Here is a 23,359-nt window from a genome sequence, read left to right as displayed (position 1 = left end):
TAGAACAGGAAAAGATTATATTGATTGCTCTCTATGCGAGATTAAAACCGATTATACAGGAGGAAATTGAATGAGCAATATTATTCAAATCAATAATCTTAATAAAAGTTTTGGAAGTGTAAACGCTGTTCAGAATTTGAGTTTTCGTGTGAAAAAAGGAGAGTTGTTTGCCTTTCTTGGTATCAATGGGGCAGGAAAATCAACTACAATCAATATTATGTGTGGACAACTGTCGAAAGACAGTGGAAGCGTTTTTATTGATAAACACGATTTAGATAAGGATATGGACTATATTAAGCGTGAACTGGGCGTAGTTTTTCAATCATCTGTCTTGGATTCTGCCCTTTCTGTTTATGATAATTTGGAAAGTCGTGCCGCTTTATATGGCATTACTGGAATGGAGTTTAAGAAACGACTTGAGGAATTGGCGAAAATATTAGATTTTGAAAATTTATTGAAACGCACCGTTGGTAAATTATCAGGAGGACAACGCCGAAGAATTGATATTGCAAGGGCTTTGTTTCATAAGCCTAAAATTCTTATTCTTGATGAGCCGACAACAGGGCTTGATCCGCAGACACGCCGACTTATTTGGAATGTTATATCAAGTTTTCGCAAAGATGAAAATATGACTGTATTTTTAACTACGCACTATATGGAAGAAGCTGCGGAAGCTGATTATGTTGTAATCATTGATGATGGAAAAATATCCGCAGAGGGTACTCCGCTTGAATTAAAAAATATTTATACTGGGGATTACATCACAATTTATGATGTAGATGAAAAGGATATTAAAGCACTTGATGTGGAATATGAGCAAATCCGAAACGGTTATCGCCTTTCTGTACCGAATACAAAGGCTGCAACTGAATTGATTATTCGTAATCCACAGTTGTTTAATGATTACGAAATAACAAAAGGAAAAATGGACGATGTTTTTCTTGCTGTTACAGGAAAAACATTAGTGGGAGGTGCTGAAAAATGAGTATGGCTTTCATTCTTATCAAAAGGAATATCAAATTGTTTTTCAAAGATAAGGGAATGTTCTTTACCTCTTTGATAACGCCTGCTATATTGCTTGTACTCTATGTAACTTTTCTTGGGAATGTGTATCGGGATAGTTTTACATCTAATTTACCTAATTCATTAAAACTATCAGAAAGTATAATAGAGGGACTGGTAGGCGGTCAACTTATCTCCTCTATTCTTGCTGTTTCGTGTGTAACGGTTGCTTTTTGTTCTAATTTTTTAATGGTGCAAGATAAAGCAAATGGTACGATAAGAGATTTAAGAATATCTCCTGTGAAGTCAGCTACACTTTCGCTGAGTTATTATGTTGCAACCTTGCTTTCAACACTTATTATTTGCTTTGCTGCAACGGGTATCTGTCTTACTTATGTAGCAATTGTCGGTTGGTATATGTCACTCGCAGATATATTCTTTTTGTTTCTTGATATTTTACTTCTTGTTTTGTTTGGAACAGCATTATCTTCGATTATTAATTTTTTCTTATCAACACAAGGACAAATTTCAGCGGTAGGCACAATCATCAGTGCGGGATATGGTTTCATTTGTGGTGCATATATGCCTATTTCTTCATTTGGAGAAGGGCTGCAAAAAATAATCTCATTTTTGCCAGGCACTTATGGTACATCACTTATCCGAAATCATACAATGCAAGGGGCGCTTGCCGAAATGCAAAATCAAGGTATTCCAACAGAGGTTATTGAAAAAATAAAAGATTCCCTTGATTGCAATATTTATTTTTTCGGAAGTCAAGTAAATATTGGAATGATGTATATGATACTTGGTATCACTATTTTGGTATTGATTGGAATTTATATTTTGTTAAACAAATCAAAAAAATATAACTGTTAATTTAGTAGCTGCAAATGATTATGTAATCCGCCACTATGGGTAAAACCATAACGGCGGTTTTTCAATGCCTATCGGCTATCTCTGTCAATGGATTTTTTACGCTTTCTTTGCGGTGGGTTCTGCTTGTTGCGTTCCTGTATCTCACGCAAATGTTTTAGCACGCTCTGCTTTTCGGGCGGTCTAAGCTGTTCTTTAGCGGTGGCTGTCGGTTTCCTGCTGACTTGGCGTCCCCATTCGGCAAGGTCACGGTTGTATTGTTCCACAACGCTTTCCATTTCTCGGAAAGTACGCATAAATATCTGAACATCGGGATAACCGTCCTCTTTGAGCGTGTCGGGGATTTTATCCAGCCTGTCGGCAATCTCTGCTTCGGTTTCTTTGATTTTTACTTCCAACGCTTTTCGCTCTTTGACTTTGAAAAGCCCCTTTGTATCGGCAAGCTGCTGTTTCAACTGCGGCAGAACTTTGTCCTGCTGGAGGTTAAAGAAAAAGACCGCACCTACTATGAGGTTTACAGTCTGCCGAGGTCGGAGGAAGTCCTAGAGGGCTACAAGGAATTATCCTTTGTCTGCCTTAGACCTGACGGGGCATTTGAAGCACCGAGTACAGTGGAGATTATGTGCAGGACAGCAAGAAAAAAGGTGGAGGGATTGGAGGATTTCCACTTCCATATGCTCAGACACACCTATACAAGCAATCTACTTTCAAATAGAGCTGCCCCGAAAGATGTGCAGGAACTTCTCGGACACGCTGATGTCAGTACCACAATGAACATTTACGCTCACGCTACAAGGGAAGCGAAGCGTACTTCCGCAAGACTGCTGGATAAGGTAATCGGCGGAGAATAAAAAATTTCCCTTGTTTCGGCTCATAAGGGCAAAAACAAGGGAAAATACATAAGGTTTGAACATTTAATAGGCGATATGCCTTGAAAATACAGGGTTTATAGAGGATTGAATAGATAAATAAGAATTTGTAAAATATTTCTATCTCATTATTTTTTGTTCCTATTTATCATAGGACAAATATACCTTTATTTTTTTAATTTAGATAGACTGATTTGAAAATTTATTGTTATATTTTTAAGTGTTGGATAAAAATTGGCTTTTTCTCATATACAAAAATGGAAAAATAATTTGTCTTTAATCGCATTATATTATGTGCTTATAAGTATTTCTATTTCTTTTTCTACTTTTGAAAAGATACTTCATACTATATTGCTGATACAGGTTCTTCTATAACTTTATTATTTATTTTTTATAGATAATCTGACACTTTTGTTGAAAATATCTTAGCTTATTCTTTCAAATAATTTTATTAAAACACAAAACTAAGAATTGCTTATATAAACCAACTGATTTAAATGGTCAATGAAGTTTATTTAGAAAAACTTTAGAAAAAATACATGGCTTTTCCATATAAATATGATAAGATTAGAAATAGTTATATATTAAAAATGGGTGATATTATGAGTGAAGTGAAGGGTTTAACAAGTCAGCAGGTGAAAGAACAAGTTCAGTTAGGACATGTGAATGTTTCACCAAAACCTTTAGTTAAGACAAATAGACAGATTTTTTGTGAACATGTGTTTACACTTTTTAATGTTTATAATTTTGTGATTGCCTGTGCTTTGATTTATGTTAAAGCATGGTCAAGTTTATTTTTTGTATTGATTGTCACAATGAATACAGTGATTCATATTTATCAGGATATCCGTTCACGTAATATGGTGGCACGTTTAAATTTAATTATTTCACCAAAGACAAAAGTTTTACGTGATGGCTGTATTCAGGAAATAGATAATGAAGAGATTGTTTTGAATGATGTTGTTTTCTTTGAAACAGGAATGCAGATATCATCAGATTGCATTGTGCTAGATACGCAGGTAGAAGTTGATGAGTCATTATTAACTGGTGAGGCTGATCCTGTTTTAAAAGATATCGGTGATCATCTTTTATCAGGAAGTTTTATTATTTCTGGAGCATGTCATGCTTGTGTTGAACATGTGGGTATGGATAACTATGCAACAAAGATTGCTAGTGAAGCACGTAAACGTAAGCCAGTGACATCAGAGTTGGTGAAAACTTTTAAGAAAGTCACACGTTTTACAAGTATGCTTGTATTACCAATCAGTATTTGCTTGCTTTATCAGGCTATGGGTATCAGAAATGAAACTTTGAATACAACCATTGTCAATACGTCAACAGCATTATTAGGTATGTTACCTATTGGTCTGGTTTTATTAACAAGTGTATCTTTAGCCACAAGTGTTGTAAGACTGGGGAAACGAAAAGTGTTAGTTCAGGAAATGTTCAGTATCGAAACATTATCCCATGTCGATGTGTTATGTTTGGATAAAACAGGAACATTAACACAGGGAAAAATGCAAGTTCAAGATGTTTATACTTTTGATACACAATGGAGTCATCAATTTTCTTTGATTATGAATTCATTTGTGAAAGGAACTCTTGATAATAATGCAACGTCTTTGACTTTACAGGATTATTTTCAAGGCGAAGCCCCTTATTCCACATTAAGAAGAGTCTCTTTTTCTTCAGCAAGAAAATGGAGTGCACTAGAATTAGAAAATATAGGAACGATTATTGTTGGAGCACCTGAAATCATCTTGCCTGATTTTGTTTTACCAATCCAAATTGAAGAGGCTAAACATCAAGGTGCTAGAATTTTATTGATTGCTAGACATCATGATTTTGATACTTTTCAGGAAGATATGATGCATAGTGTTCCATTGGCAGTGATTGTTATTTTAGATCCATTAAGAGAAGATGCTAAAGAAACAATACAGTTTTTTAAAGATAACGATGTTGATGTGAAAGTTATATCTGGGGATAATCCTGTCACTGTTAGTGCTTTAGCGAGTCAGGCTGGTATTGAAAATGCTCAAAATTATATTGATGCCTCTACATTATCAACGCCACAAGAATTAGAAGATGCCATTTTAAATTATCATGTGATAGGACGTGCCTCACCATCACAGAAACATGAGATGATTTTATGTTTACAAAAACATAAACAAAAGGTTGCGATGACTGGTGATGGCGTGAATGATGTTTTGGCTTTAAAAGATGCTGATGTATCTATTGCTATGGGTTCTGGATCAGATGCCGCTAAACAAATTTCACAATTTGTTGTCATCAATGGTGAACTATCAACAATGGTAGATGTTGTGAAAGAGGGAAGACTGGATATTAATAATGTGACACGTTCTGCTTCGATGTATTATTTAAAAACAATCTATACAATTTTGATATCTATCACATGTATTCTTTTAAATATGCCTTATCCATTTATTCCTTTTCAAATGACATTACTGGATAACTTTGTAGAGGGATTCCCATCATTTATGATTTTATTTGAAAAGAATATCTCTAAACAAAAAGAATCTATTGGTAGGTATACAATGCGCTATTCATTTCCAAATGCTATTGCGATTGTTTTATGTGTCATTGCTTTAAAACTATTAGCACCGACATTATCATTATCTTTAAATCAGGCTTTTACAATTCTCTACTATACAACAGCTATTTTATCCATTCATATGATTTATCGTATTTATAGTCCTATTAATCTTTATCGAACAGTCGTTTTAATTGTTGATATTGTAGCTTTTGTACTTGTTTCTTATATCACATATGATTTATTGCAACTTGCGCCAGTGACTTCACTGTTGCTTCAGTATCTTATCATGACACTTCTTTTTGGTTTGATTGTGTCAACATGTTTATCAAAAATAGTTGTCCATTATTTAGATACACATCCTCAAGACTAGGCTTAGCCTAGTTTTTTGATAATGACTTATGTTAAAATAAAAATACGAGGATGGGTGATGTTATATGAAAGCTGTGATTATTGATGATGATACAGAGTTTACAAAACAATTAAAAACATATTTAAATCAGACATTTCAAGATATACAAATGGATACATATATTTCTTTTTGTAATGATATTTACACGAAAGAATATGATTGTGTGTTTTTAGATGTAATGTTAAAGGAAGGAGAAAGTTTTGAATATGGTATGAATATTTCAAAACTTTATCCACATACTATTATTGTTTATATTTCTAGTGTTGATCATTTTGTTTATGAAAGCTATCAACAAAATACTTTTTTCTTTATCAGAAAATCACATTTTAATGAAGATTATCAAAACTTTGTTAAAAAATATCAAAAAATGCATTTACGAATTCAAGAAGAGATTTCATTCATTATTAAAGGTGTCCATATCCATATCAAACAGCAAGACATTATTTATGTAGAGTCATTGCGTAATCAGATTATCATACATACACCCATACAAACATATACTTCATATCAGACACTTAAACAAACATATCAAGAATTAAATCATCATAACTTCTATAAATTTAATAATCATATCATTATTAATTTAGATTATGTTGTCAGTATACAAAAACAACATATTGAACTCATCAAACAAATCTGCATTCCTTTTACTCGAGGGAGTAAAAAAACATTTATGCAAAGATATATGCACTATAGGAGTCAACGCATATGGAATGGATAGGATTAAATGTCATCAGTTCTTTATTACAGACATGGTTTATAACAGAGTTGTTAGATATAAAGAAAAATATGAGCTGGTTTTATAGAATCACGATGGTTATTATGAATGTTGGCATTGTGACAGTGTATGGATTGACAGATATTTTTGATATTCCTCTATCATATGTTTTTATTGTGTTAAATATTATTTTAGCATGTATATTTACATACAATAAAATAAGTGAAATAGTATTTGTTGTTATATTGGAAAGTATTTATAGTTTGACAATGAATATCATGTTGTTGTTTATTAATAAATTATTTTTATTGGAATTCAATGATTATTATGCTAAGTTTTTTTATTTTATATTAGCGCTATTCTTTTTGAAAAAACTAAAAGCTATGCGTCTTTCTTTGCATCCAATGAATTATTATATTTTAATTGTTGTTTTATTTGGCTTATATTGTATAACTTTACTCTTTACACAGGAGTATCTTGCTTTAAATTTTGATACGCCTGAATTAATCAAAATGTTTGGAATACTATTATTATGTTTGTTAGGTGTTTTTATACTTTTGCTTTATCTGTTTGATTTAAATAATAAAAAAGAAAAATATGAAAAATTAAAACAACAACAAAAGAATGAACAGGCACTACTTCATATATATGATCAATTAAAAATGACAAAACATGATTTGAAACATGATTATCAATTAATTGACTACTATTTGAATCAAAAGGATTACATAAAAATTAAAGAATTAATCAATAATCATAGTAATCTGATTTCATCAACACCTGTATTAGTTAAAACAAATAATCAGCTGATCGATACTATTATCAATAATAAAATCATTGATGCTGATATGAAACACATAAAAGTAGAATGTTTGATTAATGTTCCTCAACAATTTCATATCCAAGATTATATTGTAAATGATTTACTATCTAATATATTAGATAATGCGATAGAAAATTGTCCTGAAAATGGACTGATAAAAGTTAATATTATTTATGAACAACAAGTATTACATATTCAAGTGGAAAATGATATAGATCAGTCATTTGATCAAACTCTGAAAACAAAGAAAGATAGAAGATATCATGGGTATGGATTGAAAAGTATTCGAAGAATAGTAAAACAATATGATGGACAAATCAATATAGAACATAATGATAAAATATTTATTATACAGATAGCATTGTTTATAAAATAGAGCTATTTATCCTGAAAATTGACACTTTATCCTTAGTGGATATATAAAATCTCTTTTTTACTATATAATAAAGTCAAGATGGTGAGGACAAAAAGAACAAAAATTATGGCAGATCTAATATTTGTTAAATATTGTCAAGATACACCATTAAAATAATTTGGAGGAGGGTTATTATGAAAAAATTATTAACTAGTATTTTGACTGCAGTGTTAATTTTAGGAGGTGTTTGTGTAAGTACTTATGCTTTATCAGAAGAAAATGTTGTAGAACCAAGAGCACAGATTTTTGAGGAAGAAATAACTAAAGCAATTCCTGTGAAAAATGCATCTGGGAAACAAATTGGGACTCTAAATACAAAATGTACAGCTACTCTTAGATATGTTAATGGAAAATTTACAATAGATTCATATAAATTGACTGCCACAAGTAAGTCAATTGGGACAACAAGGGTGAGTGCAACAGTGGTAAGCAAATCTTCTAGTGGTTTGTTGATTTCTGTAACTTGGAAAGTAAAAGCCCAATTTGCAACTATTCCACCTCAAATTGTATATACTACTTCATCAGTAAATTATAATTTTAATTAACTTAAATTAAAAAAAGATGGATTTTATTCATCTTTTTTCAATATATTGAATAAATATGATATTTAGAATGTAGTAGGTGATATTATGTTAGAACTAAACAATATATGTATACAATATGACGACTATGTAGTATACAATAATACTTGTTTTTGTGCTAAAGACAATGAACTGACTGTTGTGATTGGGAAAAGTGGGAGTGGGAAATCTACTTTACATGAATTATTAACTTTTCAAAGAACAGGAACATATGAGTATTATTATAATGGAAAAGATATAACACATTTAAATGAGAATCAACAACAGGAATTTATTCAATCTCATATGGGAATTGTGAATCAGATACCTGTATTTATTAATGATTTAAAGATTAAAGATCATATTAAATTATGTCAATCATTATTTCATGGATATGATATTGATGAGATTTCCAAACAATTAGAAATTCAACATACTTATTCATTATTTCCTCAACAGTTATCTGGTGGAGAAAAAATAAGGGTTAGTATTTTATTGGCTATGATTCATCAACCTGAAATACTTGTTTTTGATGAACCTACGTCATCTCTAGATAAACATCATACGCAATTGATTGTGAAATTACTCAAAGAATATGCTCATCAAGGACATACAGTCATTATTTTTACACATGATGCTTTAATAAAAAAAGAAGCTGATGTTATTTATCAGATTGAAAATTGTCAATTAATGCAAAATATAATCAATGTTCCTCAAAGAATTGAAAAAAATCAGTCTGTTTTAGCGAATTCAAAACATTATACGCAATATTTATATAAAATGTTTGAACATCGCAAACTATTAAAAATGATCATGATTTTTTTCGTTTCTTTGTCTATTGGATTATGTAGTTTTTCTGTTTTATATGGTCAATCTGTTATTCAAAAGTATATAGATCAATTAGAACCTTTGAATAAAGGGGGTGTATTTTATCATGAGTATTCTCAAAATAGCATTGCACCTCCTTCGATTGGTGAGGAAATGAAAGGAGTTCAAAAATTATCGCATATAAAAACATGGCCATTTGTTATAGATCAAAGCTGGGAGAGTCATTTAGGTATAGAGGAAAATGATAGAACATTAAAGATATATCAAAATGGTCAATTAGAAAATCAAGCAGAAATAGAAGTCAATGTTGGAGCTTTTTCAGTCGCATCTTATAATGAAGATTATGATTATAAAATCAATGATGTGAAAGAAATTGATAATGATGAAGGTATCTATATCTCACCTGATTTTTTATATTTTTTAAAAACGGGAGATTTGATAGAAGATTTTGGTGCTCATAAAGAAGAATTAGAAAGAATGTGCCAAGAAGTAAACGAAGATACAGAAATAGAATTTCCAATCAATGTTCCTATTTATCGTACAATGGATAATGATATAGATGATATTTGTTATAAGACAGTCAAAGTCAAAATGAAAGTCAAAGGGATTATAGAAACGTCTTATTCATTAACGATGTCGACAGGGAATGGTATGTTAGATGCTGATATTTTTTATCCTTTGAGTGTTATGGAACAATACCAAAAAGAACTATCCAAAACAATACCAGAAGGTACAGTGCCTTTTTATTATAATTATTATCAATTTGTAGTAGAAGATGGTTATGATTTTCATGAAGCTAAAGAAGATATTGAAGCTTTAGGTTTTAAAGTTACATCTATGTATGATGAAACTTATACAAAAGTACAGATTGTCAAACAATTAAATGAAAGTATTTTTATGATTTCAGGATTAATTATGCTCGTTGTTTTCATGTTGTTTTTTGGGGTGAAATATAATCAAAAACAGGATTATGTTGATTTTATTCATTTCTTTACAAAACGTGGTTTAACAGTTTCTCGTTCAAGAAAAATGTTAGGTATTTATTTTTTGTATGAAAGTTTGATATGTATTGTTTTATCCATTATTTTTATGTTTATCATTGCGTATGTGTTTTTTGATTTGATGTATAATGAAGTATTTATTGTTCGTCCATCATTCTTTGTATTTTGTATGATAGTTAGTTTATGTATAGAAGTAGGTATACCAATGATTGTATTGGGGAGGGTTGAAAGATGATTCAATTAACACATCTGTCCACACGTTATACATCAAAGAAGGTGAAAAAACAAAGTTTATGGATTCCTGAACATCATTTAACATTTATTCAAGGATTAAGTGGTAGTGGAAAGTCAACTTTATTATATAAATTAGGTTTAATATCACGTGATCAAAAGTATCACTATAAATATCAAAATCAGGATATAATGACTCTAAGTAGTCGTCAACAAGCAAAATTAAGAAGGTATACTATTGGCTATGTTTTTCAGGATTATGGTTTACTAGAAAATATGAGCGTAGCTGAATGTTTAAAATATTATTGTTATTTAAGTGGGAAGTCATTTGATGAAGATGCGATGAAAGTACTGTTAGATAAGGTACATCTTGATTGTCATTTTAATCAAAAAGTGAAAACTTTATCAGGAGGAGAAAAGCAAAGATTGGCGATTGCCTGTGCTTTACTGAAAGAACCAGAAATTTTGATTTTGGATGAACCAACAAGTGCTTTGGATGAAATAAATGAAAGAGACATTTTTCAATTATTAAAAGACTTATTGAAAACAGAAAATTGTACGATTATTGTAGCAAGTCATAGCTATCTTGTTGAAGAATACGCAGATTGTATCTATGAAATGAACGAACAGGGAATTGTATTAAAAAAAGAATGTGAAGACCAACCTATGAGTCACGTTCAAAAAATAATGCAACCTAGAATAAAGTTTCTTTTATATTATTTAAAACAAAGTTTTCACAATGAAAGATTGATGAATATACTAATGGTTATTGTCTTAGCTCTAGGAAGTTTAGGAACGTTAGTGATTCAAAAATCTATTGATCAGGCCTTAATGGATGTAGATGATAAGATGCGTCGTATATCTGATTTTCAAATGATGATTGAAAGTCAGGATGTATCACAGAAATTAGGGGTTTATCGAGATGCTTCTCCACTACCACAAGAATTGATAGAGAATATTCAAGAATTTTCAGGAGTTAAAAAAGTTTACCCATATTTTGATTTATCTGTTCAAGTAGGTGAACAGACAGTGCCAGTATATCCACTGTATCCTGAAAATCATTTGGAAGGAAAATTGTTTCAGACAATTCAAGACAACAGACACCTCTATCCTTCTTATCATAGTCTATATCAATTTATTAATGACAATAACGAATATCATTTCTCACACTTTATTTTTGATAGTGAGGTTACAGTGAATCAGGAAGTTCCCGTCAGTGGAATTATGGCGATAGGAATGAATGTAGCGTATGAAAGTTCGTTGGATTATATGTTGATGGATTATAGTGATATGCAGGCTATGGCTTTACGTGCTGGTGTTGAACCGGTAAAAAGTGCATATGTAATCTTTTGTGACAATATTGATGCATTAAACGAATTAGAAGATTATATTGTGAAAAAATACGAAAATATTTATATTAATGATCAATTTCAAGACAACATTTTATTAATCAATACAAAAAATGAAACAATACGTATGTATACAATGGAAAAGTATATAACAATGATATTGTTTGCTTTGATTTTTGTTTATATGTGTTATTGGTCATTAAAAAGACGTGAAAAAGAACTTACTATTCTAAAAGCTAATGGTGTGATGTTTGATGAATTTATTTTTATTTTAAATATGGATCAAGTATTGAAAATGTTTTTATCTTTCATATGTGTGTTGATATTATCTTGGATTATTCAAATACAGTCTTTAGAAATGATAGCTATTTTATGTTTTATTTATGGCTTATCGCTTTTATGTTCTATTTTATTATCTTGTGTTATGGTTAAGAATCTGAATCCTGAAAAAATCTTTAGAAATTAAATGTATTGAAAGCGTTTTGATAAAGCGATATAATATGTGTCAGGAGGATACGGGAAATGAAAAGATTATTAAATTGTACAACAAGTGAAATGTTATCAATGAACAAAGATGAATTGAAACAATCTATTCTAGCCAGTGAAGGAAGAACAATTATGACTGAAACAGTTGTGGCTTGTCCACCTTTACTTGGTGATTTAACAAATGCTGAATTAGCTGTTTCTTTTGGAAGTGATATGGTTTTATTAAATGTTTTTGATTGCAATAATCCTCATATCAATGGATTACCTGAAACAGATGAACCTGTGAAATTATTAAAGAAATTAGTAGGTAGACCAGTAGGGTGTAATCTTGAACCAATTGATGAAAATGCCAAAATGATGGAAAACAGATTAGAAATTTCTAGTGGTCGTCATGCAACAAAAGAAACATTTATCAAAGCTAAAGAATTGGGATTTGATTTTATCTGTTTAACAGGAAATCCTGGAACAGGTGTAAGTAATGCATCTATTGAAAATGCCATTAAACTTGCAAAAGAATACTTTGGTGGAATGATTATTGCAGGTAAAATGCATTCTTCAGGAATTGATGAAGCATTAGTTGATTTAGATAGCATTGAAAGATTTATTGATGCAGGTGCTGATATTATCTTAATGCCTGCTGTTTATACAGTGCCTGGTTTATCAGAAGAAGAAGTGACTGCTGCTTGTAAATTAATTAAATCTAAAGGAGCTTTATCATTAAGTTCTATTGGAACTTCTCAAGAAGGTAGTGATGAAGGAACAATTCGACAAATTGCATTAGTCAATAAACGTTGTGGTATTGATATCCAACATATTGGTGATGCTGGTTGGTGTGGTATTGCTTTACCTGAAAATATTATGGCATTATCAATTGCGATTAGAGGTAAACGTTGGACATATCATAAAATTGCATCTTCAGTGAATAGATAGGATTCGAAAGAGTCCTATTTTTTTATTTGAAAAAACGAGTTTTCTTGTGGTGAGAAATTATTTTTTATAAAATAAAAGAAAGAAGTCTTAAAAAAGAAAGGAGTGTTTGTATGGATGATTATGGAATTAAAAAATATGGGATTAGTACGACAGGAAATGTTTTTAGAAATATTCCAGCGGGATCATTGATTGAAAAAGCTTTAATTAAAAAAGAAGGACGTTTAAGTCGAGCTGGATGTTTATGTGTGGAAACAGGTCAAAGAACGGGACGTTCACCTCATGATAAATATGTTGTAGATACGCCAGCTGTTCATGATAAAATTGCTTGGGGAAAAGTGAATCAACCTGCATCTAGAGAACAGTTTGAAAAAGTTTATCAGGCAATTATTCAACATTTTCAAGATAAGGATTTATATATTTTTGATGGTTATGCTGGCGCAAATCCAAAGTATTCTTATGGTTTTAGAATTATTAATGAAAAAGCAAGTCAAAATCTTTTTATTTCTAATTTATTAATTAAACCAACACCACGTGAATTACAACATTTTCAAGAGGATTATTTAGTATTGGTTGCTCCTGATTGTCATGTTGATGCATCAGTCGGTTTAAATAGTGATGTGGCTGTTATGATTGATTATGAAAAACAGATTGTTTTGATTGCAGGAACTGGATATTCTGGAGAAATCAAAAAGAGTATTTTCTGTGTCATGAATTATATGTTACCTCAACGCAATGTTTTTACAATGCATTGTTCAGCTAATATTGGGGAAGATGGAAATACGGCATTATTTTTTGGATTGTCAGGAACAGGGAAAACAACGTTATCAACAGATCCTCATCGTCAATTGATAGGTGATGATGAACATGGTTGGTCACGAACTTCTGTTTTTAATTTTGAAGGTGGATGTTATGCAAAATGTATCAATCTTTCACAAAAAAATGAGCCAGATATTTGGGATGCTGTTAGATTTGGGGCTATGGCAGAAAATGTCTGTTTATTTGAAGATACAAGAATTATTGATTTTGATGATGATTCTATTACAGAAAATACACGTGTGGGGTACCCACTTGAATTTATTAAAAATATTGAACCAAGTGGTATGGGACCTATCCCTAAGACAATATTCTTTTTAGCTGCTGATGCTTTTGGTGTTTTGCCACCTATTTCTAAATTGGATCAAAATTCAGCTGTTTACCACTTTGTATCAGGTTATACAAGTAAACTGGCTGGTACGGAAAACGGTATTACTGAACCACAGGCAACATTCTCTACATGTTTTGGAGAACCATTTTTACCAATGGATCCACTACTTTATGCGAAACAATTTCAAAAACGCATGACCAAAGCAGGATCTAATGTCTTTTTGATTAATACTGGATGGGTTGGCGGTTCTTATGGTATAGGACGTCGAATTCCATTAAAATATACTAGAGCAATGATTGAAGCGGCCATTAATGGAGAATTAGATTATGTTAGCTATGAAGTTGATCCATTCTTTAATTTAAACATTCCACTCTTTTGTCCGGGAGTTCCTCATGAATTATTAAACCCTCGAACAACATGGGTTAGTAAAGATGCTTATGATATGACAGCTCAAAAGCTTGTTGAAATGTTCCAGGAAAACTTTAAACAATATACAAATTTCCCAGAAATGATTATCAATGCTGGACCAGGAGGAAAGATTAACAATACGTTTTAAAAAATAATGGGTTGTCTTTTTTAACTTGTATAGAACAATGAAGATATGTAAATACTATGAGTGATAAGTGATTTTGAAAGTATAAAGATTGCACAAGATCAGAAAATGTGTTATTCTATTAATAGTTAGTTATAACTAACTTATATGTGATATAGATCATACAATGAAACTTATTAGGAGGAAAGTAAAATGAGTCAAATCGTCAGTGTCTATGCAAGAGAAGTCTTGGATTCACGTGGGAATCCAACAGTAGAAGTAGAAGTGAAAAGCGAAAGTGGTGCTTTTGGTAGAGCCATTGTTCCAAGTGGTGCTTCAACAGGTGTTCATGAAGCTGTTGAATTAAGAGACAAAGATGCCAACAGATATTTAGGATTAGGTGTTTTAAATGCTGTTCAAAATGTTAATGAGGAAATTGCAAAAGCAGTTGTAGGTGAAGAAGTCACTGCACAAAGAAAAATTGATCAGATGATGATTGATTTAGATGGAACACCCAATAAAGGTCGTTTAGGAGCCAATGCGATTTTAGGTGTGTCATTAGCTGTTGCCAAATGTGCTGCTCATGAATTACATGTTCCTTTATATCGTTATATTGGAGGAGCGAATGCTCATGTGTTACCTACGCCAATGATGAATATTATTAATGGTGGGGCACATGCGGATAATAATGTGGATTTCCAGGAATTTATGATTATGCCAGTCAATGCACCTTCGTTTAAAGAAGCTATTCGTATGGGAGCTGAAGTTTTCCATGCATTAAAGAAAGTTTTAAAAGGAAAAGGATTAAACACTGCCGTTGGTGATGAAGGTGGTTTTGCGCCTAACTTAGCATCTAATGAAGAAGCAATTCAAACAATCTTAGAAGCGATTGAAACAGCTGGATATAAACCTGGTGTTGATGTGAAATTAGCTATGGATGTTGCAAGCAGTGAATTCTACAAAGATGGAAAATATACATTACCAGGAGAAAACAACAAATCATTTACGTCTCAAGAACTTGTTGATTTCTATGTTGAACTTTGTGATAAATATCCAATTATTTCTATTGAAGATGGATTAGATCAAGATGATTGGGAAGGATGGGGTTACTTAACTGAAAAATTAGGTGATCGTGTTCAATTGGTTGGTGATGACTTCTTTGTGACAAATACAAAACGTTTACAACAAGGTATTGAAAAAGGTGTTGCTAACTCTATTTTGATTAAAGTGAATCAGATTGGAACTTTAACTGAAACATTAGAAGCTATTGAAATGGCTCAAAAAGCAAACTATACAGCTGTTGTTTCACATCGTTCTGGAGAAACAGAAGATACAACAATTGCTGATATTGCAGTAGCGACAAATGCTGGTCAAATTAAAACTGGATCTGCTTCTCGTACAGACCGTATTGCAAAATACAACCAGTTGATGAGAATTGAAGATGAGTTAAAAGATCAATCTTGTTATGCATCAACAGAAGCTTTTTATCAATTAAATAATCAATAATATTTTATTGGTCATAGATAAAATGGAAAGACTTGAGTATCAATCATAAGTCTTTCCTTTTTTATTAAAAATATTGTTCATTTTTTAAAATCAGTAAGGATTGAAAGCTATGTGGAAAATATTGACATTGAAAACCTAATTGTTGGCATTGTTCTGCCATCTTTTTAGCAGTTTTTCCAGTATCACAGATAAAATATAGAAGTTTATCATGAGGTAAATAAGGAATTTGACTTTTTAAATCATCCCCAGGAATATTGATAGCATTTTTTAAATGAAGTTGACGAAAAGAAAATTCATCACGTAAATCAATAATGAGAGTTTGTGGATTATAGATATGTTGAAGGATATCATCATACATAAAATCACCACTATTAATATATGTCAATATCATGTGTTGGTGAAAGTGTTTTTATAGAATGAGTCAATAAATGACGATTATACGGAGATTATTTTGAGTTCACATAAAATATAAAAACAGCTTTTTCTATTTTTACAAAAAATGACAATTCTTATTGCTTTAACAACTATAAAAGCAATTGAAAATCAGTTGTAAGAATGTTATAATTTGCACATGGAGGGTTGAGAAAAATGGACAAAAAAACAATTAAAGATATTGAAGTCACTGGAAAAACTGTCTTAGTTCGTGTTGACTTCAACGTACCTAGAAACAAAGAAACAGGAGAAATTACAAATGACAACAGAATTGTTGCCGCATTACCTACTTTAAAATATTTGTTAGAACAAAAACCAAAAGCTATCGTATTGTTCTCACATTTAGGTAAAGTAAAAACTGAAGAAGATAAAGCTAAAAATGATTTATCTGTTGTAGCTCCTAGATTATCTGAATTATTAGGAGTAGATGTGAAATTTGTAAACTGTACAAGAGGACCTGAACTTGAAAATGCTGTTAAAGAAGCTGATAATGCTCAAGTCATCTTAGTACAAAATACACGTTATGAAAAAGGTGAAAGCAAAAATGATCCTGAATTAGGTCAATATTGGGCATCACTTGGAGATGTATTCGTTGAAGATGCATTCGGTTCAGTACATAGAGCACATGCTTCTACTGCTGGAATTCCTGCTCATTTACCATCTGCTGCTGGATTCTTAGTTGAAAAAGAAATTGCTTATATTGGAAAAGCTGTAAGTGATCCTGAAAGACCAATGGTTGCTATTTTAGGTGGAGCTAAAGTTTCTGATAAGATTTTAGTTATTGAAAACTTATTAAAGATTGCTGATAAAGTTATCGTTGGTGGAGGTATGACTTATACTTTCATGAAAGCTATGGGACATGAAATTGGTAATTCTTTAGTTGAAGATGATCGTATTGATGTTGCTAAAGAAATTATTGAAAAAGGTGGAGATAAATTAATCTTACCTGTTGATTCAGTAATCAATAATGCATTTGCTGCTGAAGGTGATATTAAAGTATGCGGTGAAGATATTCCAGAAGGATACATGGGATTAGATATTGGACCTAAATCAGTTGAAAATATCAAAGCTGCTTTAGAAGGAGCTAAAACTGTTGTATGGAATGGTCCAATGGGTGTATTTGAAATGGAACCATTTGCTAAAGGAACTATCGCAGTATGCGAAGCTTTAGCAAACTTACCAGATGCTAATACAATTATCGGTGGTGGAGATAGTGCTGCTGCTGTTATGCAACTTGGATATGCTGATAAAGTTTCTCATATCTCAACTGGTGGAGGAGCTTCATTAGAATATATGGAAGGTAAAGTATTACCTGGTATTGCTGCAATTGATGATAAATAATAAGGGGATTATGACAATGAGAAAACCAATTATCGTAGGAAACTGGAAAATGAATAAAACAATTGCCCAAACAAAAGCTTTTGTTGAAGCAGTTGATGGAGCATGCACTGATAAAGCTGATTGGGGAATTGCAACTCCATATTTAGCTTTACAGACTGCTAAAGGTGCAGCTCAAAACTTAATTGTTGCTGCTCAAAACTGTCATTTTAAAGATAGTGGTGCTTATACTGGAGAAGTGAGTGTAAGCATGTTAAAAGAAATTGGAGTAGAATGGGTTATTTTAGGTCACTCTGAAAGAAGACAATATTTTGGTGAAACTGATGAAACAGTGAATGCAAAAATGCGTCAAGTTTTATCAAATGATTTAACTCCAATTGTATGTGTTGGTGAAACATTAGAAGAATATGAAGCAGGAACAACTAAAGATGTTGTGAAAACTCAAACAGTAGCTGCATTTAAAGATGTATGTCCAAACTGTGCAAGTCGTGTTGTTATTGCTTATGAACCAGTATGGGCTATTGGTACTGGAAAAACTGCAACTAATGAAATTGCTCAAGATGTTTGTGCATATATTAGAAGCGTTGTTGCTGAATTATATGGTCAGGAAGTTGCTGATCAAGTGAGAATCCAATATGGTGGATCTGTAAAACCAGAAGGTTTAAAAGCTTTATTAGAACAACCTGATATTGATGGAGCATTAGTAGGTGGAGCTTCTTTACAAGAAGATTCATATAAAGCTATGATTGCTGCATTAGACTAATTGTTCATTGAAAAGTCAACCTATAAATATGGGTTGGCTTTTTTTGAAAATGAAAATAAAAGATATGGAAAATATTGATTTTTATTGGGAAAAATAGTTTTATAAATTGAAAAGGTTTACATTGTTTTTTCGCTTTTTTTATTATGAAAAATATATACTCTTGCTTGTTTTTTCACAAGGAATATAGTATATTAGACGTGTAAATAATTTTATGATGTCGGAGGAAATGTTATGGCAGAAAAAAAAGCTGTAAAAAAAGAAGCCCCAAAGGCTGAATGGACTAATGAACAAGTTGATGCTCATATTGATGAGTTAGTACAAAAAGCATTAGTTGCATTAGACAAATTTGAATCTTTTGATCAAGATGCTGTAGATTACATCGTTGCAAAATGCTCTGTTGCTGGATTAGATCAACATGGTGTTTTAGCAGAAGCAGCTGTCAAAGAAACTGGAAGAGGTGTCTTTGAAGATAAAGCTGTTAAAAACTTATTCGCCTGCGAATATGTAACAAGTAATCTTCGTCACTTGAAAACTGTAGGAATTATCAACGAAGATCCTTTAACTGGAATTACTGAAATTGCTGAACCAGTTGGTGTTATCTGTGGTATTGTTCCAACAACAAACCCAACTTCAACAGTTATCTTCAAATCATTAATTTCATTAAAGACAAGAAACCCAATCATCTTCTCATTCCATCCATCTGCATATGAATGTTCAGTTCAAGCTGCAAAAGTAGTGAGAGATGCTGCAATTGCTGCTGGAGCTCCAGAAGATTGTATTCAATGGATTGGTGTACGTGGATCAATGTATGCAACTAGCGCATTAATGAACCATCCAGGTGTTGCAACGATCTTAGCAACTGGTGGTAACGCAATGGTTAAAGCTGCTTACTCTTGTGGTAAACCTGCTTTAGGTGTTGGTGCTGGTAACGTACCTGCATATGTTGAAAAATCTTGTATCTTAAAAAGAGCAGTTAATGATATCGTATTATCAAAATCATTTGATAATGGTATGATTTGTGCTTCTGAACAAGCTGCAATCGTTGACCAAGAAATTTATAATGAATTTAAAGAAGAAATTTCTCGTTTTAAAGTATATTGGGTAAATGCTGAAGAAAAAGCTAAACTTGAAAAATATATGTTTGGTGCTGAAGCATACAGTGATAAAGTTAACGAAGTTGGAACTGTTAATGCTGCAGTTGTTGGTAAAGCAGCAACTTGGATCGCTGAACAAGCTGGATTTAAAGTACCAGAAGATACTCAAATCTTACTTGCTGAATGTAAAGAAGTTGGTCCAAATGAACCATTAACAAGAGAAAAATTATCTCCAGTATTAGCTGTATTAAAAGCAACTTCAACTGAAGATGGTATTGCTAAATCTGCTGCTATGGTAGCATTCAACGGTTTAGGACACTCTGCTGCTATTCATACACAAAATCATGATATTTCAGTAGAATTTGGTTTAAAATGTAAAGCAATTCGTGTTATCGAAAATGCTCCATCTACATTCGGTGGAATTGGTTCAGTTTACAATGCCTTCATTCCATCATTAACATTAGGATGTGGATCTTATGGTCACAACTCAGTATCTAATAACGTTAGTGCTGTAAATTTATTAAATATTAAGAGAATAGGGAGACGTAACAACAATATGCAATGGGTTAAACTTCCTCCAAAAATCTACTTTGAAAGAAATTCAATTAGATATTTAAGAGATATGAAATACATGGAAAAAGCCATGATTATTACTGATAGAGGTATGTACAATCTTGGATATGTTGAAAAGATTGAAGACGTTATCAGAAGAAGACGTAATAAAGTTGACTTAGAATTATACTTCGATGTAGAACCAGATCCAAGTATTGATACAGTTAACGAAGGTGTTGAATTAATGAGAAAATTCCAACCTGATGTTATCATTGCATTAGGTGGTGGATCATCAATGGATGCTGCAAAAGTTATGTGGTTAATGTATGAACATCCAGAAGTTAACTTTGATGATATCAAACAAAAATTCATGGATATCAGAAAACGTGCATTCAAATTCCCTGAATTAGGTAAGAAAGCAAGATTAATCTGTATCCCAACAACTTCAGGAACAGGTTCAGAAGTTACACCATTCGCAGTTATTACTGATAAGAAAGCTAATAAGAAATATCCATTAACTGACTACGCATTAACTCCAACTATAGCTATCGTAGATCCAGAATTCGTTATGAGCTTACCACCAGCAATTGCTGCTGATACAGGTATTGACGTATTAACACATGCAATTGAAGCATATGTATCAATTTTAGCTTCTGACTTTACTGATGGATGGGCTAAACAAGCTGTTAAGATGGTATTTGATTACTTAGAAGAATCAGTGAAGAAAGGAACTCCATTAGCTAGAGAAAAAATGCATAATGCTGCAACAATCGCAGGTATGGCATTCGCTAATGCATTCTTAGGTATGAACCACTCTATGGCTCATAAGATTGGTGGAGAATGGCATATTCCTCATGGACGTACAAATGGTATCTTATTACCACATGTTATTAGATACAATGGTACTGTTCCAACTAAATTAAATATCTGGCCAAAAATTGAAAACTATAAAGCAGATGTTAAATACATGGAATTAGCTCAATTAATTGGATTAAAACCAAAAACTCCTGCTGAAGGTGTAGAAATGTTCGCTGAAGCAGTTGAAAAATTATGGGTAAGCGTTGGTGGAGCATATAACGTTAAATCTCAAGGTATTGATAAAGATGCTTGGGAAGAATCAGTTCATAGAATTGCTATGAACGCATATGAAGATCAATGTACTCCAGCTAACCCAAGAATGCCAATCGTAAAAGATATGGAAGAAATCTTACGTACTATTTACGATTATGAATCAAAATTTGCACCTAAAGATGCAAAATAATATAAATCGAGCATAACCTTATGGCTATGCTCTTTTTTCTTACAAATAGAAAAAAATATTGTATAATAAAGTTATAAGGGAATGGAGGTAATAAGAAATGGGTTTTCCTAAAGGATTTTTATGGGGTGGAGCAGTTGCTGCCAACCAATGTGAAGGTGCTTATCTAGAAGATGGAAAAGGTTTATGTGTGCCTGATATGTTATTAGGTGGAGATGTGAATACACCAAGAACATTTTTACCAAAAACAGATCCTACAGCCTTTTATCCAAGTCATGAAGCTGTAGATTTCTATCACCATTATAAAGAAGATATTGCTATGTTTGCTGAAATGGGATGGAATGTTTTTAGATTTTCAATTAACTGGGGACGTATTTTCCCTAATGGTGATGATGAAGAACCAAATGAAGCAGGTTTGAAGTTTTATGATGATGTGATTGATGAATGTCATAAACATGGAATGGAACCTTTGATTACTTTATGTCACTATGAAATTCCATGGAATATTGTCACAAAATATAATGGGTTTACTGATCGAAGAGTGATTGATTTATTTGTAAAGTATGCAACAACATGCTTTAAACGATATAAGGATAAAGTGAAATATTGGTTAACTTTTAATGAAATCAATATTGCATGTATGGGTGAAGGAGGAATTGGAAATCTTTATGGTTTAGGAATGATGGATCCTGAAGATGTCAATTCAGATCATCGTATTCCATTGGATGAATTAAAGAGTGATCCACAAAAAATGTTTGAAGCATTACATAATGAATTTGTTGCCAGTGCATTAACTGTGAAAGCAGGACATGAAATTAACCCTGATTTTATGATAGGAAACATGATTGCTCATACAACAGTTTATCCATTGACACCAAATCCTAAAGATATTTTAGCTGCATATGATGAAGATGATTTCAAGAACAATTTCTGTGGTGATGTTCAGGTTCGAGGTGAATATCCATCATATATGTGGCGCTATTTTAAAGAAAACGGTATTGATACTTCTTATATTACTGAAGAAGATAAGAAAATTTTAAAAGAAGGAACAGTTGACTTCTATACATTCTCATATTATCAATCTAACTGTATCACTGTAAATAAGGATGTAGAAATGGCTAAAGGTAATATGACAGTTGGTGCTAAAAATCCTTATTTAGAAGCAAGTGACTGGGGATGGCAAATTGATCCAGATGGTTTACGTTATACATTAAAATTATTGAATGGCCGTTACCCACATACACCATTAATGATTGTTGAAAATGGACTTGGAGCATTTGATAAGGTTGAAGAAGATGGTTCTATTCATGATGATTATCGTATTGCCTACTTAAGACCACATATTGCTGCTATGAAAGAAGCTATTGAAGATGGTGTTCCATTAATTGGTTATACAACTTGGGGACCAATTGACTTGGTTTCAGCAGGAACAGGACAATATGCAAAACGTTATGGATTTGTTTATGTGGATAGACATGATGATGGAACAGGAGATTTCTCTAGAAGTCGTAAAGACTCATTTTATTGGTATAAAAAAGTTATTGCATCTAATGGAGAAGATTTAGATTAAGTAAAAAAAGGGGCTGTAACGAAATAAATATTCGTAAGGCCACCTAAAAAAGAAAACGACAATGATTATCTTTAATGATTATCATTGTCGTTTTTGGTATAATTAGATTATGGAATCTTCTA

The 23,359-nt window shown here is 31.9% G+C and carries 18 protein-coding genes; 16 read left to right on the top strand and 2 right to left on the bottom strand.

Annotation, left to right across the window (positions count from 1 at the left end; translation table 11 throughout):
• Nucleotides 1–70 precede the first annotated feature (70 nt).
• On the top strand, nucleotides 71–985 hold the full coding sequence (locus B5G32_RS01525; protein WP_070088321.1) for an ABC transporter ATP-binding protein: 915 nt from the start codon (nucleotides 71–73) through the stop codon (nucleotides 983–985).
• Nucleotides 982–1,878, top strand: coding sequence for an ABC transporter permease (locus B5G32_RS01520; protein ID WP_164483496.1), 897 nt, complete (start codon nucleotides 982–984; stop codon nucleotides 1,876–1,878). The genes B5G32_RS01525 and B5G32_RS01520 overlap by 4 nt, the downstream gene beginning before the upstream one ends.
• A gap of 68 nt (nucleotides 1,879–1,946) precedes the next feature.
• On the opposite strand, the gene B5G32_RS01515 is transcribed toward B5G32_RS01520, so the two are convergent.
• Entirely contained in the window at nucleotides 1,947–2,330 is a 384-nt protein-coding gene (locus B5G32_RS01515; RefSeq protein ID WP_239386170.1) for a hypothetical protein, read from the bottom strand.
• 156 nt (nucleotides 2,331–2,486) lie between these two features.
• Here B5G32_RS01515 and B5G32_RS14345 point away from each other — a divergent pair, with 156 nt between their 5' ends.
• From B5G32_RS14345 to eno, 10 genes are all read left to right on the top strand, one after another.
• A complete protein-coding gene (locus tag B5G32_RS14345) occupies nucleotides 2,487–2,726 on the top strand; it encodes a tyrosine-type recombinase/integrase (RefSeq protein ID WP_479684580.1) in 240 nt (79 codons plus the stop codon).
• Nucleotides 2,727–3,346: 620 nt separating this feature from the next.
• Nucleotides 3,347–5,668, top strand: a complete 2,322-nt coding sequence (locus tag B5G32_RS01505; RefSeq protein WP_087935649.1) for an HAD-IC family P-type ATPase — start codon at nucleotides 3,347–3,349, stop codon at nucleotides 5,666–5,668.
• Between the two features lie 64 nt (nucleotides 5,669–5,732).
• A complete protein-coding gene (locus tag B5G32_RS01500) occupies nucleotides 5,733–6,428 on the top strand; it encodes a LytR/AlgR family response regulator transcription factor (RefSeq protein ID WP_087244930.1) in 696 nt (231 codons plus the stop codon).
• Nucleotides 6,416–7,624 carry a sensor histidine kinase gene (locus B5G32_RS01495; protein ID WP_087935613.1) on the top strand — a complete coding sequence of 403 codons (1,209 nt, stop codon included), beginning with the start codon at nucleotides 6,416–6,418 and terminating at the stop codon, nucleotides 7,622–7,624. Before B5G32_RS01500 ends, B5G32_RS01495 begins: the two co-directional genes overlap by 13 nt.
• Before the next feature lie 173 nt (nucleotides 7,625–7,797).
• Complete coding sequence (locus B5G32_RS01490; protein ID WP_087935612.1) at nucleotides 7,798–8,208, top strand: hypothetical protein; 411 nt, start codon at nucleotides 7,798–7,800, stop codon at nucleotides 8,206–8,208.
• An 84-nt stretch (nucleotides 8,209–8,292) separates the two neighbouring features.
• Entirely contained in the window at nucleotides 8,293–10,287 is a 1,995-nt protein-coding gene (locus tag B5G32_RS01485; protein ID WP_087935611.1) for an ATP-binding cassette domain-containing protein, read from the top strand.
• A complete protein-coding gene (locus tag B5G32_RS01480) occupies nucleotides 10,284–12,098 on the top strand; it encodes an ATP-binding cassette domain-containing protein (protein ID WP_087935610.1) in 1,815 nt (604 codons plus the stop codon). Before B5G32_RS01485 ends, B5G32_RS01480 begins: the two co-directional genes overlap by 4 nt.
• A gap of 56 nt (nucleotides 12,099–12,154) precedes the next feature.
• Nucleotides 12,155–13,048 carry a DUF7916 family protein gene (locus B5G32_RS01475; RefSeq protein ID WP_087244926.1) on the top strand — a complete coding sequence of 298 codons (894 nt, stop codon included), beginning with the start codon at nucleotides 12,155–12,157 and terminating at the stop codon, nucleotides 13,046–13,048.
• A gap of 110 nt (nucleotides 13,049–13,158) precedes the next feature.
• On the top strand, nucleotides 13,159–14,748 hold the full coding sequence (pckA, locus tag B5G32_RS01470) for a phosphoenolpyruvate carboxykinase (ATP) (RefSeq protein ID WP_087244925.1): 1,590 nt from the start codon (nucleotides 13,159–13,161) through the stop codon (nucleotides 14,746–14,748).
• A gap of 189 nt (nucleotides 14,749–14,937) precedes the next feature.
• On the top strand, nucleotides 14,938–16,230 hold the full coding sequence (gene eno / locus B5G32_RS01465; protein ID WP_087935609.1) for a phosphopyruvate hydratase: 1,293 nt from the start codon (nucleotides 14,938–14,940) through the stop codon (nucleotides 16,228–16,230).
• 64 nt (nucleotides 16,231–16,294) lie between these two features.
• On the opposite strand, the gene B5G32_RS01460 is transcribed toward eno, so the two are convergent.
• Complete coding sequence (locus tag B5G32_RS01460) at nucleotides 16,295–16,588, bottom strand: rhodanese-like domain-containing protein (RefSeq protein ID WP_158093943.1); 294 nt, start codon at nucleotides 16,586–16,588, stop codon at nucleotides 16,295–16,297.
• 230 nt (nucleotides 16,589–16,818) lie between these two features.
• On the opposite strand from B5G32_RS01460, the gene B5G32_RS01455 reads away from it, so the two are divergent.
• The 4 genes from B5G32_RS01455 (at nucleotide 16,819) to B5G32_RS01440 (ending at nucleotide 23,237) form a co-directional block, all read left to right on the top strand.
• Nucleotides 16,819–18,003 carry a phosphoglycerate kinase gene (locus tag B5G32_RS01455; RefSeq protein WP_087935608.1) on the top strand — a complete coding sequence of 395 codons (1,185 nt, stop codon included), beginning with the start codon at nucleotides 16,819–16,821 and terminating at the stop codon, nucleotides 18,001–18,003.
• Nucleotides 18,004–18,019: 16 nt separating this feature from the next.
• Nucleotides 18,020–18,763, top strand: coding sequence for a triose-phosphate isomerase (gene tpiA / locus B5G32_RS01450; RefSeq protein WP_087935607.1), 744 nt, complete (start codon nucleotides 18,020–18,022; stop codon nucleotides 18,761–18,763).
• A gap of 231 nt (nucleotides 18,764–18,994) precedes the next feature.
• Entirely contained in the window at nucleotides 18,995–21,670 is a 2,676-nt protein-coding gene (adhE, locus tag B5G32_RS01445) for a bifunctional acetaldehyde-CoA/alcohol dehydrogenase (RefSeq protein WP_087935606.1), read from the top strand.
• Between the two features lie 97 nt (nucleotides 21,671–21,767).
• The gene (locus B5G32_RS01440) at nucleotides 21,768–23,237 is read left to right on the top strand and encodes a glycoside hydrolase family 1 protein (RefSeq protein ID WP_087244332.1); all 1,470 of its coding nucleotides are present in this window, start codon (nucleotides 21,768–21,770) and stop codon (nucleotides 23,235–23,237) included.
• Nucleotides 23,238–23,359: the final 122 nt, after the last annotated feature.

Source organism: Massilimicrobiota sp. An80 (assembly GCF_002159255.1).
GTDB lineage: Bacteria > Bacillota_I > Bacilli_A > Erysipelotrichales > Coprobacillaceae > Allocoprobacillus > Allocoprobacillus merdigallinarum.
The sequence above is the reverse complement of the archived record's forward strand: the minus strand, read 5'-3'. Positions and strand labels throughout refer to the sequence as shown.

Excerpts from the sequence above, each read along its gene's own strand:
- B5G32_RS01455 (WP_087935608.1), top strand. The coding sequence starts at position 16,819 with ATGGACAAAAAAACAATTAAAGATATTGAAGTCACTGGAAAAACTGTC.
- eno (WP_087935609.1), top strand. The coding sequence starts at position 14,938 with ATGAGTCAAATCGTCAGTGTCTATGCAAGAGAAGTCTTGGATTCACGT.
- B5G32_RS01490 (WP_087935612.1), top strand. The coding sequence starts at position 7,798 with ATGAAAAAATTATTAACTAGTATTTTGACTGCAGTGTTAATTTTAGGA.
- B5G32_RS01460 (WP_158093943.1), bottom strand. The coding sequence starts at position 16,588 with ATGTATGATGATATCCTTCAACATATCTATAATCCACAAACTCTCATT.
- B5G32_RS01495 (WP_087935613.1), top strand. The coding sequence starts at position 6,416 with ATGGAATGGATAGGATTAAATGTCATCAGTTCTTTATTACAGACATGG.
- B5G32_RS01480 (WP_087935610.1), top strand. The coding sequence starts at position 10,284 with ATGATTCAATTAACACATCTGTCCACACGTTATACATCAAAGAAGGTG.
- B5G32_RS01440 (WP_087244332.1), top strand. The coding sequence starts at position 21,768 with ATGGGTTTTCCTAAAGGATTTTTATGGGGTGGAGCAGTTGCTGCCAAC.
- pckA (WP_087244925.1), top strand. The coding sequence starts at position 13,159 with ATGGATGATTATGGAATTAAAAAATATGGGATTAGTACGACAGGAAAT.
- B5G32_RS01520 (WP_164483496.1), top strand. The coding sequence starts at position 982 with ATGAGTATGGCTTTCATTCTTATCAAAAGGAATATCAAATTGTTTTTC.
- B5G32_RS01485 (WP_087935611.1), top strand. The coding sequence starts at position 8,293 with ATGTTAGAACTAAACAATATATGTATACAATATGACGACTATGTAGTA.
- B5G32_RS01475 (WP_087244926.1), top strand. The coding sequence starts at position 12,155 with ATGAAAAGATTATTAAATTGTACAACAAGTGAAATGTTATCAATGAAC.
- tpiA (WP_087935607.1), top strand. The coding sequence starts at position 18,020 with ATGAGAAAACCAATTATCGTAGGAAACTGGAAAATGAATAAAACAATT.
- adhE (WP_087935606.1), top strand. The coding sequence starts at position 18,995 with ATGGCAGAAAAAAAAGCTGTAAAAAAAGAAGCCCCAAAGGCTGAATGG.
- B5G32_RS01500 (WP_087244930.1), top strand. The coding sequence starts at position 5,733 with ATGAAAGCTGTGATTATTGATGATGATACAGAGTTTACAAAACAATTA.
- B5G32_RS01525 (WP_070088321.1), top strand. The coding sequence starts at position 71 with ATGAGCAATATTATTCAAATCAATAATCTTAATAAAAGTTTTGGAAGT.
- B5G32_RS01505 (WP_087935649.1), top strand. The coding sequence starts at position 3,347 with ATGAGTGAAGTGAAGGGTTTAACAAGTCAGCAGGTGAAAGAACAAGTT.